Below are 14005 nucleotides of genomic sequence, written 5' to 3' on the forward strand. Positions count from 1 at the left end.
AATATTATATCACACTGTATTAAACTGTAAACACTTTTTTATATCAAAAAATTTTTCAATAAAATTTCCCAATTAAGCTTATTTTAATTCACGCTCAATTAATGTTATATTTCTCAGCAATGCAATGGCTCGTCTTCTCTCTATTTCAAGCTGTACTGCCTCCCACATTTCTTTATCTATTATTGCAGGATGACTCTCTTCTACATAATACATTGGAACTTCTCCGTTGTTTACTGCTCTCTTTTTGGTTAAAAAATCAACTGTATATGTCTTTTAAACAACGCATTCTCCTTTGCTTTTCTGTTCCAGCATAGACAACTTGTCTACATTTGTAATTTTACCCCCCATAACAAAAATGTCAATAATTTCTTTGGTAAAATTTTACGACACCAAATGACAAAAAGTGATCTAATACCATGTCTTTATTTAAAATGAAAAATCTGTATAAAATTGCTACACCCTTCTCAACTTCCCTCAAATTCCTTTATTAAATTGCAACTTCAATCTCCGTGCTATCAAGCAAACTCACTATTATCTTTTTTCCATCAAATACTGTCATTTTCTCTATTATTCTAAAATACATATCAACATCAAACTCCTCTACTATCTTTGCATCCTTTAAAATTTCAATAAACTGCCTTGCCTTATATCTTTTAAGCAAGTTATCACTTTTAAGTCCTTCCTTCCACTTCTCCATAAAGTATTCCTTATTTTCAACCATAGCATTAAAGGTATTTACAAAAGCTTGATACAAAACCTTATCATTTATATGCTTGTTTTCACAGCTCTTTTTTCCCTTTGTTTCATATTTTTTATTACATCTCCAAACAACCCTTCTTAGCCTTTCATCTGTAGAGTTCCATACCTTTCTCCCAAAGGTACTGCCACAGTGTCCGCAGATAATTCTTCCTGCAAAGGGATTATCAACTGTAGCATAATCAAGTTTACTGATGTTATATTTTTCTGCAAAAGCTCTTCTTCTCTCCATTTCAAGCTGTACTGCAGTATGCATTTCTTTATCAATAATTGCAGGGTGGCTTTCTTCTACATAATACATTGGAACTTCCCCATTATTTACTGCTCTTTTTTTGGTTAAAAAATCAATGGTGTACGTTTTTTGAAGAAGTGCATCTCCCTTATATTTTTCATTACTTAAAATCTTTCTTATACTGCTTTCATACCACTTAGGTTTCCCATTCCAGTTAGGAACACCTTCTTCTTCAAGTTCTCTTGCAATTCTATTTGGACCTTTACCATCAAGGTAATCTTTATAAATTCTTCTTACAATTTTAGCCTGTTTTTCATTTATTACAAGGTTACCTTCTTCATCTTTATCATAGCCCAAAAATTTATTATGATTTATATGAAGCTTTCCCTGTTCAAATCTTCTCCTTATGCCCCATGTAGAATTTTCACTTATACTTCTTGACTCGTCTTGAGCAAGGGAACTTAAGATTGTAAGCAGTACTTCTCCTTTAGAATCTAAAGTGTTGATGTTTTCCTTCTCAAATATTACTCCAATGCCTAATTCCTTAAGCTGTCTTACGTAGTTTAAAGTATCAAGTGTATTTCTTGCGAATCTGCTTATAGACTTGGTTATAATCATATCTATTTTTCCTGCTTTGCAATCCTCAATCATTTTATTAAACTGCTCACGCTTTTTAGTGTTTGTTCCTGAAATTCCTTCATCGGCATAAATTCCTGCACATTCATAATCTGGATGATTTGTTATATAGGATGTATAATATGCTACCTGTGCTTCATAGCTTGATAACTGTTCTGATTGGTCTGTTGATACCCTGCAATAAGCTGCCATTCTCTTTTTCTGCGGCTGTATCTGCTCTGCCAGATTGTTTCTGTTTGCTCTTGCAGGTATAAGTGTAATATTTCTTGCCATCCTTAACTTCCTCCCTTACAATTATTGGTTCTTCTATATTAAGCCTGCTTATAACCTCATCATCAATTGATGTTCCACTGCAGGCGTCTTTTCCGTTTTTAATATAATTACTGCACTGCCATACAATCTTTCTGCAATTTAATTTGCTGTTCCAAGTTCTTCTCCTTAGAGTAGAGCCGCATTTACTGCAGAAAAGCATTCCTGTTAATGGATATCTGTTTGTATATTTTTTTGTATCTCCTGCTTTATTTCCTTTTGCCTTTGCTCTTCTTGCAATTTCTATCTGAACCTGCTCCCACATTTCTCTTGAAACTATGGGAGAGTGATTATCTTCAATATAATAGCTGTCAATTACGCCTTCATTTCTAACACTTACTTTTCTCAGATGGTCTGGTGTGTAATACTTTTGAAGTATGGCATCTCCCTTGTATTTTTCATTCTTGAGGATATTTAAAATTGTACTTTCCTGCCATCTGCCGCCTGCAACAGTAGGCACTTTATCTTCATTTAATTCTTTGGCTATGGTAAATGTTCCTTTGCCTTTTAAATAATCTTCAAATATTCTTTTAACTATTTCTGCTTCTTTTGGGTTTATAACTAAATCGCCGTATTCATCCTTGTCATAACCTAAAAATCTTGTGGTATTTATAATCAGCTCTCCTCGTTCAAACTTCTTTTTTACCCTCCACTTTAAGTTATCACTGATATTTTTACTTTCTTCCTGGGCAAAAGAAGAGAGGACGGTTAGCATAAGCTCTCCATCCCCTGATAAAGTTCTGATATTCTCTTTTTCAAATATTATTTCTACACCAATGTCCTTTAGTTCTCTTACTACTTGAAGCATTATTGCTGTATTCCTTGCAAATCTTGAGATAGATTTGGTGATGATTAAGTCTATTTTCCCTTCTTTTGCAAGATTAAGCATTCTTTGAAACTCTGGTCTATTATCTGTAGTGCCGGTAATTCCTCTATCAGCAAATACACCTGCATATTCGTAATCAGGATTATTTGAAATCAGATTTTCATAATACTGGATTTGATTTTCTAAAGATTCACCTTGAGCATCACTGCCGGTTGAAACTCTTGCATAAGCACAAACTCTTTTCTTTTTATTTTCCTTCTTTTTTACAGGTTCAATAATCCTAACACGCATTCTATATCCTTCCTTCTATCAATTTGGTACTACTATACATCACTCTAAAGGTGATAGAAGTCAAGCTAAACAAAAGAAAAGCCGCTACTTTAATTAACGGCTACTTATTAAATATCATAATTACAGCATCAAACCCTGCTGCCCTAAGCCTTTGCACCTGCTTTTCAGCATTTTCTCTTGACTTATATGAACCTGCCATAACCCTGTAAAGAGTCTGCTCGTTTTCTACTTGAGCTTTTGCTGAAGGTTCAATATAACCAATACCTAATTGTGCAAGAACTGCTTTAGTTATAGCCTTAACTATTTCATTTCTCTTTGAATCAAATAAAATATTATCTCCTGTGTTATCAATAAAACCTATCTCTATTAACACTGCTGGAGCCTTGGTTTCTCTTAATACATGATAGTTAGCTTCCTTAACTCCTCTATCTGTAAATCCTAATGCTGCAAGTGATGTTTGTATCCTTTGTGCTAATGCTTTTGATTTTGCTCCTCCATTTAAATATGTGTATGTTTCAACACCTTTTGCCTTTTCTGGATCATAAGCATTCCTATGAAAAGAAATGAAGTAATCATAGTTATTCCTATTTTCAAAAGCACTTCTCTCATTAAGGCTTACTGTGGCATCTGAAGTTCTTGTTTCATCAACTGTAACTCCATGCCTTCTTACCTCTGCTGCTACAGCTCTGCCTATGCTTAGAACATCATTGCTTTCCTTTCTTCCCTTATATACTGCCCCTGAATCTTGGCCACCGTTAATGGCCAGGATCAATCATTATAATCCTTGGCATTTAAACCACCCCCTCAATAAAACGACCCAAGGAATCTCTTCTCCTTGGGTGTAAAATATTGTTATGGCATCTAGCACATACAACTTGTAGATTATTTAAATTGTTATTATTTCTATTCTTATCTTTATGATGAATGTGCAGACGTGTACCTTCTTCTTCTTTCCCACAAACTTCACATCTTTTAGCTTATTTGCAAGTGCTATCCTACGCCAGACATCACCTGAGATGAAACTGCGTCCATCTATATAACTAGGTGCTAAAGAACCTTTCTTTCCATACATAGGATTATTTTTTCCTGATACATCTGCATGATTAACACTTATTTTTAATCTAACTTCTGATTGCCAAGCTGGATTATCTATTTTATTTCTATATGACATCCTACACGACTTTGAACAAAATTTACCTCCATTATTTCGTATTTGGGACTTATATACATAGAACTCATCATCACACCATTGACAATATCTTTTTATCTTAGTCAACCTTATCATCCTCCTTATTTAGCTGTTTTAAAACATCCTTTAGTTTCTCTGGTATTGGTAAGCCTATCTTAGCAGAGTTCTCTATAATGCTTATTCCTTCATTGGAAATGTAGAAAAAAATAACAGCAGTACGAATCGCACTACCGTTTTTAATCAAATGAACATCTACTATATTTCCTATGCCCACCATTACAAAAATTAAAACTTTCTTAAATATCCCTCTGAATCCTACCTCACTTGACAGCTTTCTTTCCAGCACTGCTACCATGAGACCTGTTACATAATCAATTACAACAAAGGTAATCAGTGCATACATAAAGCCATCAACCCCTCCTAAAAGCCAGCCAATATAGCCGCCAATGGCAGCAAATACTGCCTGAATAAAATTAATTGAATTTTTCACTGTAAATCCCTCCACTCTAATAAAAATCTTCTCCATAGTTAATTAAATCTACTTCAAACATATACTGAACTTTCATTGTATTTGCTTCAGTTTTTTCAACAGGCTGTGCAAGCTTGGTATGTGCTCCAATAGGTCTGCTTGTTAAAAGGGCTTGGATACATAATTGAACATAGTTGTTATAAGCATAAGTGTATCTGCTTATCCATCTGTCAGTACCAAGGATATTATGATAATAATAATTACCATAACCATTTGGAAAACTAAAATACATTTTATAGGCTTCCAGTAAATTCCCTTGAGGAGTTATAACTTGATAAAAGCTTGTACCCCCTTGAGTGCTTGTGTAATATAAATAAATTCTATTGGCACTTCTATAAAAATTATAAACATAGCATCTTCTCTCAATATTTCCACTATCCATACCCTTATTTCCAAACCAAGTGCTATTACCAATCTTAGGTTTAATATTCATATCCTGAACCTTGTTTCCTGCGGCATCTACTCTAATCCATCTGTTTGTATAAACAGTTTCATTAAATTGGCTGTCTGTTCTTGAGGTGTATCCAATAATATCAATGCAACCATCAAGATAAATTCCATCACTAGAAACTGTTCTATATGTGAAAGGTACGTTATATGCTGTATCCTTAAAACTTTGGCTCATATTTATATCAACATAGCTTAATTGAACTCCTACCTTTGTCCACTTATATATTCTCATATATCTTTCACTATTTATGCTGTAAAGGTAATACCCAATAAAAATAAGCTCTCCATCTGGTTGAATATACGGGCATACATGACTAAGTCCATCGTATTTTCTTACTGCATGACTACTGTCAATATTTAAGGCATTTCCATCTGAATTTAAAAGTTTAACCACCTTATCCCAAAACACAACATCATTTGTATTTATATCAAATGGAATCATAAGCCATTGTCCTTTTAAGCTGTCTGGAAATTGAATATAGCTTGACTGTGTTATGTTTGTATCCCTTGAATCTGCTAATATCCATCCCTTTGTTGGACTTGTAAATTTTATAGTTCTTGCATAAGAAAATAAAGTATTCACTGCCCAATACCTTTTAGGATTTGTAGTATTATATACAGCATAATCTGAATCTGCTGTTTCCCTTCCATAGATTGCGGTTCCCGCATAAAAATAATCCTTATTATCAGGGTCACCCTCTGCCCAGTAAATACTTTCAATTTTACCGTTTGCCGCATGGGTTGGAAAGTCAAATACAAAATTCATCTTTATTTTAGAATCTGTAACTTCAAATTTTGATTCTGCTCTATTTATAGTTCCACGCCTTGTATCATTTCCAGAGTAAGTATTATTTCTATGGGCAAACCCTATAATATTTCCCATAACCCTTTGCTCATTAACATTTTCCGGCTTATCATTATCAGTTAAGTATAAGTATTCAAACCAGCTGTAATTATCACATCTTCTTGTATTTCCTGCACCCATAATACCTTGAACAAAATGTCCTAAAAATGTATCTTTAAAATATAAATCCGGTATTAAGTTTTCTGTGTATGCCTCTCTTATTTTCTCCTTAGTTTCTGCATTAAAAAGTTCTAATAAAACCTTTCCTTTAATGCCCCTCTGTCTTTTACTCTTTTTACTTTCAGAAATCTCACCTGTAAGCAAATCTTTATTGTAAGCAATACTTTCGTAAGGCTGTCCCTCAATAAACATATCATCACCCCTCAGTTGTAAAGAATTTTCATCTTCCTTAATTTACACACATCATTTAATGTAGGTTTTTCTAAAATATAAGCAAACCTCAGTTTCCTATTTTGAGCAATCATTGTATTTAAAGCTGCATAATCTAAACTTGTAAGTATTGTAGGATTTATCCCATTTACAAGAAATGCAGCAGAATCTATAATATCAATACTTTCAAAGCTTGATGTATTGATATTATAGGTAAGCCAGCTTAATCCCGAATCAACACTTAAAGCTATTCTAATTCTGCCATTGGTTGTAACATCATTTAAATTTGAATCTTTCTTAGTGTACTGAACAATTGCTTCAAGTTTATTTATGCTTTTCCCATCATGTATGTTAAAATCATAGTTTTGAATAATTACCTTTGGCTTACTTGTTACTGTCTTTTCAATAAAGAATCTATTGCTATTTTTATTTGCCTTAACATCTGGATTATCAGTATAGATATAAAGAGCAGGTGAAGTGCCTGAAAGTCCTGCCATGGAAGCAGGAAGAGTATCAACGCCGTAGGTTTTAAACATTTCTTCTGTAAGAGGTAAATCTCCAATTTTAACCCATGTACTACCTTGATAGTTTTTCACTCCTTCATTATCCACCATAAGAAATTTTGTTATACATGGAATATATGAACCTTCCTGCACTATGTAATTTTTACCCAGTGGGTCTGATGGAGTGAAAATATATGATTTTCCCGCTGTTAATGCCAATGATTGAGTGCCTACATTTGGATTTACAAAACTATTTGTGCCGTTATTAGGTATCTTCTCAACAACAAGCCTTATTACTCCAGTTTCAAAAATAGAAAGTTCCCAAATAAGGTCATTGCTGCCCCAGTTGCTATAGGAACTGTTTCCTTCAAACCTTATTCTGAAAAGCTTTGTGCTGTATTCTACTTCACTGGCATAATAAAGGTTATTATAGCTGGCATCTCTTCTGTTAATACAAAGATGTTCTGATGCTCCCCCAAAGCCTACCCAGGTATTACCGCTTGTGTAAAGCTGTCTTATGGCTAAACCATTGTAATTAAAGTTAAAACCAATGTCAGGAAGAGTTACTGTACTATCATCATTTCTTGTACCATAAAGTGTCATTCCTGCATTTCCTTTTGGAAGGGACATTTGATTTATAACTGGCATTATCCTCTCCCCCTAACCTTGCTTAAGATATGCATTTATTGCAATCAAATCCTTATAAAGTGTTGTATCCCGCACATTTGCAGCATAAATTACGCCATTTCCTAAGTCCTCAATATATCCGCCTTCTCTTTTTAAAATGGGCTCCTTTATTGTTACCCTATTATAAAAGTCATAGGTTCCATCTTTGTTTTTATCGTAGTCAGAACTAAACTCAACCCAATCGGCGTCAAAAGCATAGCTGCTTGATTTACTGTTATTAAACTCTTCTATAATTCCCATTACATTTAAGGTTAACTTTGGGTTTCCATGAGATATAGCAGCAATATTAAATCTTGTATTGAAATTCTCAAGACTATAGCTATCTACTCCACTCACATTGTTGTCTAAATAATACTTAAAACTGTGTCCTGTATTAAAACTGTATGTTCCAATCTTGATATTGAACAAATTATAAAGGAAAGTATAAACAATCTCTGCCCTTGGTATACTTGCACTTAGTCCACCCTCTAAGTCTCTTCCCTCAATACTTACCTGCAGATTATTCTTTTCAATTGTAAATGTTCCATTTGAAACCTTCATCTCTACCATAAAAGTATGGTCTCCTGCCGTTACCTGTGGCATTGGAAGGGGCAATCCTATAACATTATCTCCTGATGCTAACTTTTGAATTGGCTTAAAATCGTAGTATTTTCCATCTAAGGAAAACAGAATTGTTAATGTGCAGTCTGCACTAGCTTTCCCTGTCATGGTGATATTACAATTTAAGTTTGTATCTGCTTTTGTTGTTATTCCTATAATCATTGCTGGATAGCTGCTAGTGCTGATTGTTATAGTATCGCTGTTTTTCTTGATTATTACACTGCTTAAAGTACCGCTTATTGCACTGTTTATTTCCTCTAAAAGCTTACTGGTATCCAGCTTTTCAATAATTGTGTTTAAAGGATCACCAAGCTCTATCTTTGTATTTATAGGATTTATAAGGTCTGTCTTTTTCTTTATAACTCTTAAATCAGTAGTTACAGCTATCTTTTCATTTCTTACCTTTACAAAATCACCAACACTTACTTTAGTAAGATGACTATAATTTTTATACTCTTCTGTCTTACTTAGCTCCATAAAATCTATTGTTATAAATACCTTTGGACTTGCAGCCTTTTCAGCATATTCTTCTGCCCTTGCTCTAAGGCTTTCTACATCCTTGCATTCCTTAAACTCAACCCTTTTGGTTATGGGATAGGGAAGTAATTTTGCTCTTTCTCCCTCTACTTCTATATATCTTTCTGGCAACAATAAATTATTTGCTCCTACTGCATATATCCTTGTAGCAAGTTCACTGGTATCCTCAATAACCTTCATTCCATTTATGTTTTTACCGTATTTTATTAAAATTCCATTGTTTTCACCAATGGACTCTTTTATCTCTATATTAAAGTTATCTCTAAAAAGTTCTCCACCATAAATTTCAATAAGTCTAAAAATAGCATCTACTGCATTAACCTCTTTAACAGCAAAAGGTGCTAAATTCTCTTCTAATGCCTTGAATAAAAACAACCCTTGAAGTTCGGGCGGTATGCTTGCTTCAAGAGCTTCTTTCATATTTGCATTAAGCACCTTTGCTGATTCTATAAAATAAAAGGCAAGATCATAGAATATATGTCTTGCCCATACCTTAACTTTACTTATTTTATCCTGTGTTCTCTCTACTTTATATATTCTAAAAAGCTGTCCATCAGCTTTAATAATATTGAGTTCCTCTAAATACTGTGCTTTTTTAGATTGAGCAGGGTATTCAATTTCTAAACTATAATCTCCATTTAACTCTTCATTTATCTCAGCCATAAGGCATTCATCTAAAACAGCAAGCCCATTATTGTCAAAGTTTCCTCTAGTTGTCTTCTTATCATATACATAGATCATTATAACCACCGCCAATTTGGAACAATTTCTATTTTTGAAACACTACCTGTCCAATCAAATTTATTAGAACCTGTTTTTAATGTTATGAAATCACCATTTACTTTACTGTTTAAGTTATCTCCTGCATCATTATAGGCATCTTGAATGACTGAATCTAATATGATTTTTCCTGTTATATCATTCAAGTTTACAGTAGTTTCATTAACCTTAAGGCTTACCTTCCCAGAACCATAAACTGATATTATAGGTTCACTTTTAAGTGTTCCTGGATTTATTATTGAAGCTCCATTTTCAGTAATAGTAAATATGTTATTCTGCACAGCGTATTTAAAGGGTCTGCAATTAAATATAATTGGAAAAACAGATGTGTATTTGAATACTTGTTTAAAATCTATAGCATTAACTACTTGTGCTTTATATTTTTTATCATCTTGAAAACTAAATATTAAATCACTTTCTCCTGCTGAAAAAAGCCATGCCTTTATATTATCTAGCTTTTCAGCTATGTTATTACCTTTAATACTGCATTCAACTGCAATTGTTATATCTTCATAAGTTCCTTCATCATATCTTAAGCTTGAGTCTCGCCCTGGAATATCAATATATGATACTCTTCTTTTAGGAGATGGCAGAGATGGTCTTTTAGAAATAATAATGCCATAATCACTATAACTATTTTTTCCACCAAAATTGAAACTAAGCATTAAGCACCACCCCTTCCCATTGAAACTCTCTGCCTGTAAAATTCAAGCTCATAGGCAAGCTGCTCTATATCCTTATCTGAATTATTAATGAAATTTTCTATATGAAGTGTTAATCCGCTTCCACTTCCTCCTTTTGCTTTTTCAATTGCCCTTGCCATAAGCTCATCTAACCTATCTATAGGAAGTACAGCTTCAGTTCCTGCTTCACCGACACCGATTATACTAGGTCTATTAAATATACCACCCTTCGCATACCAATCTACACCTAGGTAAGGTACACTTGGAGGTTTCAAACTAAACTCTCCCTCAATACTAAAATGAGGAAGTTTTATTTTAGGTATTTTTATTTCTGGTAAATGTAGATTGCTGAAAAATCCTTTAATTGCATTTATAGCATTACCTACAGCATTCTTTGCTGCATTTATTGGATTTTCAATAGCTGATTTTATCTCATTCCAAACTGCTGAAGTTATTCCTTTAATGCCATTCCATATTCCTAAGATTATGCCTTTGATAAATTCAAATTCTGTTTTTATAGTTCCTTTAACTAAATCAATGGCTGATTTTATCACATTCTTTATTCCATTCCATAAGTCAGAGGTAAGATTTTTTATTCCTTCCCATACACCCTTCCAATCACCTTTTATTGCACTGGTAACTATTTTTATAACATCTTGAATGGCTTTAAGTGTGGTATTTACAATAGTTGCTACTAAATTAAAAGCAGTTGTTATTATCTTTACAAAATCATCACCATACTTTTTCCATATTTGATTTGCTAAGGTAATAAAGGCTTGAAACATAGCCTTTAAGCTTTCAATGACACCACTTATTAAAGCTTTAACTCCATTCCATACTGTATTTACTGAATTCCTAAAGTCCTCATTATTTTTGTATAAGGCTACAAAAATAGCAATAAGACCTGTAATAGCCGCTACTGCAATGCCAACTGGACCAGTTATTGCTGCAAAAGCAGCTCCTAAGGCTCCAGATGCACCACCTGCTGCTGCCATTGCTCCACTCACTGTTCCAATTACAGTAGAAAGAGTTCCTGCAATACTTATTACCTTACCTATAATCATGATTACTGGACCTATTGCTGCAACTACTAATCCGATTTTAATAATTGTTTCTTGCTGTTCCTTTGATAGCCCTTGGAACTTATCTAAAAGAGGTTTTATAGTGTTCATTAGTTTTTCAAGTATAGGAATTAAAAGTTGTCCAAACTGAATGCCAAGCTGCTGTGTTTGCTCTTTCATAACTCTAAGCTTATTGGTTGGTGAATCCATAGTTCTTGCAAGGTCACCTTGAGCATTTTTTGTAGCTTCCATTATAGCACCATACCTTGCTTGAACCTTTTGTGCTTCAGTAAGCTGTTCACCCTGCTTTGCAATTCCATGAGAATAAGCATAGGTTTTAATTGTATTATCATTAACTAATATACCTAAAGCTTTAAGTGGTTCTGCCTCTCCACTAATACCAGATTTTAATTTCTCAAATGCCTCTTCTGGTTTTAAGTTATAGAAAGAAGCCATATCATAGGAAAGCTGAGTTAATCCTTCTGACATCTTTAATGACTCTTGTGAAGTTAACCCCATAGAGGTAAGCATGGCATTATAAGTTGCTACATTTTTTCTTACATTGAAAGCATTGAGTCCTAGAGCTTTTGAGGTTTCTTCTGACCACTTTCTTGCATCGCCTGCCATTGAACCCATAGCTACTTCAAAGAGATTTTCAGATTCCACTGCATCCATAGCCATTTTTGTTGCAGCAGTTCCTATTCCAACTAAAGGAAGTGTTACAGCAGTAGAAAGCTTACTTCCTATAGAAGACATCTTATCTCCTACAGATTTCATCTTTTCTCCTGCACTATTCATGCTTTCAGACAGCTTATACCAAGCCGAGCTTTTTTCCTTAAGTTCTCTTGTTGCCTCTTTCAGCTCATTCTCCATTTTATTTAGTTCTGCTGTAGCATAATTAAGCTTAATTTTAAGATTTTCAGTAGCCTTTGCATCTTCACCCTTTGTTTCTACACTCTTTTGATATGCTTTTTCTAATGCCGCAACTTTATCCTTCTGAAGTTCTATCTGTTTATTTAAGGTATCTGATTTAAGTCTTAGTCCTTCTTCAGATTTGCCAAAATCACCAAGCTTAGAAGAAGCTGCTGCAAATTCACTTTGAACAACCTTTAGACTTCTTTGAATTTTTGCTACACCTTCTTGAAAACCTCTATCATCAAGTCCTACCCTTGCAACTACGGTATTTGCATCTCTTGCCATCATCTCACCTCCCTGCTAGAAAATAATGTTATCTATATAATCAAGCTCCTCTTCTTCCTCAATTCCATTTACTCTCTTGTATACATTAAAAAGCGCTTGTAACTTCTTAGGTGTACTGTGCCAAAATTGCTCCTCTGTCATTTTTAAAAGGTTTGTTCCTAAATAGAAAAGCCACTCCCAATCCCAACCTTCGGAATCAGTGTGGCTTTCTATTCCCCCATGTTTTCAGTTACTTCTGGCATTGCTATTACCAATGCTTCATTAATTGCAGTGCCTAATTTCTCCATATCACTTAAAGTTAACATTTTTCCTACTTCTTTTAAGGTTACACTTTCATCTGCAGCCTTAATTGCTGAATAAATAAGTGCTCTTATTGCCTTTAGTTTTCTATTCTGTAAATCTTCAAAAGCTTCATTGATATCTCCATAGATCTCTTCTAATTCACAGAATGTATTCATATCAAATTTAAGTTCATACTCTTTGTTTCCTATAGTAATTTTAATACCTTTATTTTTCAGTTCTGATGCTTTCATATAATCAGCTCCTTTCTGGATTTTGGGTATAAAAAAACAGGGATGCTTATTTCCCTGCTAATTAAAAATACTTTAATGTTGATACATTAGTATAAATATTGTTCTTAACTATGTATCAAAATAATTACTTAAGCTTTTGTATCTCTATAACTAAAATAAGGACCGCACCACCCAGTTTCGTGTGTTTTTACATAAGTCCAGTTAAATTCTTTGTCTACAACATAAACATCAAATTCATTCAACAAATCATTTGCATTCAAGTTAGCTGCCTCTTCAACAATAAAAACATCATCTGTATGTTGGTAAAAAATATAACAGGAATTTTTCCGTTCATTATTAAAAGCCGTTTCTGCTTCTTGCTCTTTCAAACAAACTCTTTTTTCGAAGCTGAATACATGCCATAAATATCCACAAAAACCATCGTCATCGTACATAAAAATTTCTTTCTTTTCATTATGACTCAAATGATTTGCAAAAACATTCTCCCATTGCTTTCGTAAAAAAGTCCCCCATTTAGGAACTTCAATCACCTTAATACTTTTATTTTTAAGTATCTCATTTATACTCATATTAAGTTCCATCTCTTCACCAACCTTTAGATTAACTCAATAATAAAATTGTAAATTTATCAGCCTTTTTTATTGTATTTAGGACGATATGCTAAGATAAAAGAGGATTCAAGTGCTTGTCTAGCAATAATATCAATTTTTTCATCTAACTTTATAATATGAATTAAATTACCTTCTTTAAACCAAGGTTTGTCCGACTCTTTTGGAGTATGCTTATAACATCTATCGTTTAATGAAGTACCTGTTTCTCCAATATATAAACATTCAGAATTATTATAAAATAAGTATATGATATTTGAAACCGAAATTTCTTCTTTAAATTTTTGTATATCTTGTTTATTAGAAACTAGATTACAATAATTATATTTTACAGTTTTTAATTCCATTTTATCCCCCTTTG

15 protein-coding genes and 1 pseudogene are annotated in these 14005 nt (G+C 33.4%); all 16 read right to left on the reverse strand.

Annotated elements, in window-relative coordinates:
• Positions 1 to 123: 123 nt before the first annotated feature.
• Positions 124 to 273, reverse strand: a pseudogene (locus tag Q428_RS16690) (recombinase family protein); the annotation flags it as partial.
• A gap of 214 nt (positions 274 to 487) precedes the next feature.
• Positions 488 to 1816 (reverse strand): recombinase family protein, encoded by a 1329-nt coding sequence (locus tag Q428_RS12210; RefSeq protein WP_084478350.1) that lies wholly within the window; start codon positions 1814 to 1816, stop codon positions 488 to 490.
• Positions 1761 to 3050 carry a recombinase family protein gene (locus tag Q428_RS12215; RefSeq protein ID WP_084478348.1) on the reverse strand — a complete coding sequence of 430 codons (1290 nt, stop codon included), beginning with the start codon at positions 3048 to 3050 and terminating at the stop codon, positions 1761 to 1763. The genes Q428_RS12210 and Q428_RS12215 overlap by 56 nt, the downstream gene beginning before the upstream one ends.
• Positions 3051 to 3150: 100 nt before the next feature.
• A complete protein-coding gene (locus tag Q428_RS12220) occupies positions 3151 to 3822 on the reverse strand; it encodes an N-acetylmuramoyl-L-alanine amidase (protein WP_011838204.1) in 672 nt (223 codons plus the stop codon).
• A 19-nt stretch (positions 3823 to 3841) separates the two neighbouring features.
• Positions 3842 to 3982, reverse strand: a complete 141-nt coding sequence (locus Q428_RS16695) for a hypothetical protein (protein ID WP_084478352.1) — start codon at positions 3980 to 3982, stop codon at positions 3842 to 3844.
• On the reverse strand, positions 3937 to 4326 hold the full coding sequence (locus Q428_RS12225) for a hypothetical protein (protein WP_035381360.1): 390 nt from the start codon (positions 4324 to 4326) through the stop codon (positions 3937 to 3939). Before Q428_RS12225 ends, Q428_RS16695 begins: the two co-directional genes overlap by 46 nt.
• Positions 4319 to 4729, reverse strand: a complete 411-nt coding sequence (locus Q428_RS12230) for a phage holin family protein (protein ID WP_011838206.1) — start codon at positions 4727 to 4729, stop codon at positions 4319 to 4321. Before Q428_RS12230 ends, Q428_RS12225 begins: the two co-directional genes overlap by 8 nt.
• A 16-nt stretch (positions 4730 to 4745) precedes the next feature.
• Complete coding sequence (locus Q428_RS12235; protein WP_011838207.1) at positions 4746 to 6434, reverse strand: hypothetical protein; 1689 nt, start codon at positions 6432 to 6434, stop codon at positions 4746 to 4748.
• Positions 6435 to 6445: 11 nt separating this feature from the next.
• Positions 6446 to 7603 (reverse strand): hypothetical protein, encoded by a 1158-nt coding sequence (locus Q428_RS12240; protein WP_011838208.1) that lies wholly within the window; start codon positions 7601 to 7603, stop codon positions 6446 to 6448.
• Positions 7604 to 7615: 12 nt separating this feature from the next.
• Positions 7616 to 9529: a phage tail spike protein gene (locus tag Q428_RS12245; RefSeq protein ID WP_242847839.1), complete on the reverse strand. Its 1914-nt coding sequence runs from the start codon at positions 9527 to 9529 to the stop codon at positions 7616 to 7618.
• Positions 9520 to 10224 (reverse strand): distal tail protein Dit, encoded by a 705-nt coding sequence (locus Q428_RS12250; RefSeq protein ID WP_011838210.1) that lies wholly within the window; start codon positions 10222 to 10224, stop codon positions 9520 to 9522. The genes Q428_RS12245 and Q428_RS12250 overlap by 10 nt, the downstream gene beginning before the upstream one ends.
• Positions 10224 to 12503: a phage tail tape measure protein gene (locus Q428_RS12255; protein ID WP_011838211.1), complete on the reverse strand. Its 2280-nt coding sequence runs from the start codon at positions 12501 to 12503 to the stop codon at positions 10224 to 10226. The genes Q428_RS12250 and Q428_RS12255 overlap by 1 nt, the downstream gene beginning before the upstream one ends.
• Positions 12504 to 12518: 15 nt before the next feature.
• Positions 12519 to 12644, reverse strand: a complete 126-nt coding sequence (locus tag Q428_RS16440) for a hypothetical protein (protein ID WP_278244916.1) — start codon at positions 12642 to 12644, stop codon at positions 12519 to 12521.
• Positions 12645 to 12712: 68 nt separating this feature from the next.
• Positions 12713 to 13036 carry a hypothetical protein gene (locus Q428_RS12260; protein WP_011838212.1) on the reverse strand — a complete coding sequence of 108 codons (324 nt, stop codon included), beginning with the start codon at positions 13034 to 13036 and terminating at the stop codon, positions 12713 to 12715.
• 128 nt (positions 13037 to 13164) lie between these two features.
• Positions 13165 to 13617 carry a DUF4275 family protein gene (locus Q428_RS12265; protein WP_011838213.1) on the reverse strand — a complete coding sequence of 151 codons (453 nt, stop codon included), beginning with the start codon at positions 13615 to 13617 and terminating at the stop codon, positions 13165 to 13167.
• Between the two features lie 47 nt (positions 13618 to 13664).
• Positions 13665 to 14005 (reverse strand): GIY-YIG nuclease family protein (locus Q428_RS12270; RefSeq protein WP_207639973.1); only part of this gene is annotated, 341 nt, incomplete at its 5' end.

Origin of the sequence: Fervidicella metallireducens AeB, assembly GCF_000601455.1 — a bacterium.
Lineage (GTDB): Bacteria > Bacillota > Clostridia > Clostridiales > Caloramatoraceae > Fervidicella > Fervidicella metallireducens.

Excerpts from the sequence above, each read along its gene's own strand:
- Q428_RS12210 (WP_084478350.1), bottom strand. The coding sequence starts at position 1,816 with ATGGCAGCTTATTGCAGGGTATCAACAGACCAATCAGAACAGTTATCA.
- Q428_RS12215 (WP_084478348.1), bottom strand. The coding sequence starts at position 3,050 with ATGCGTGTTAGGATTATTGAACCTGTAAAAAAGAAGGAAAATAAAAAG.
- Q428_RS12235 (WP_011838207.1), bottom strand. The coding sequence starts at position 6,434 with ATGTTTATTGAGGGACAGCCTTACGAAAGTATTGCTTACAATAAAGAT.
- Q428_RS12240 (WP_011838208.1), bottom strand. The coding sequence starts at position 7,603 with ATGCCAGTTATAAATCAAATGTCCCTTCCAAAAGGAAATGCAGGAATG.
- Q428_RS12250 (WP_011838210.1), bottom strand. The coding sequence starts at position 10,224 with ATGCTTAGTTTCAATTTTGGTGGAAAAAATAGTTATAGTGATTATGGC.
- Q428_RS12255 (WP_011838211.1), bottom strand. The coding sequence starts at position 12,503 with ATGGCAAGAGATGCAAATACCGTAGTTGCAAGGGTAGGACTTGATGAT.
- Q428_RS16440 (WP_278244916.1), bottom strand. The coding sequence starts at position 12,644 with ATGACAGAGGAGCAATTTTGGCACAGTACACCTAAGAAGTTACAAGCG.
- Q428_RS12260 (WP_011838212.1), bottom strand. The coding sequence starts at position 13,036 with ATGAAAGCATCAGAACTGAAAAATAAAGGTATTAAAATTACTATAGGA.
- Q428_RS12265 (WP_011838213.1), bottom strand. The coding sequence starts at position 13,617 with ATGGAACTTAATATGAGTATAAATGAGATACTTAAAAATAAAAGTATT.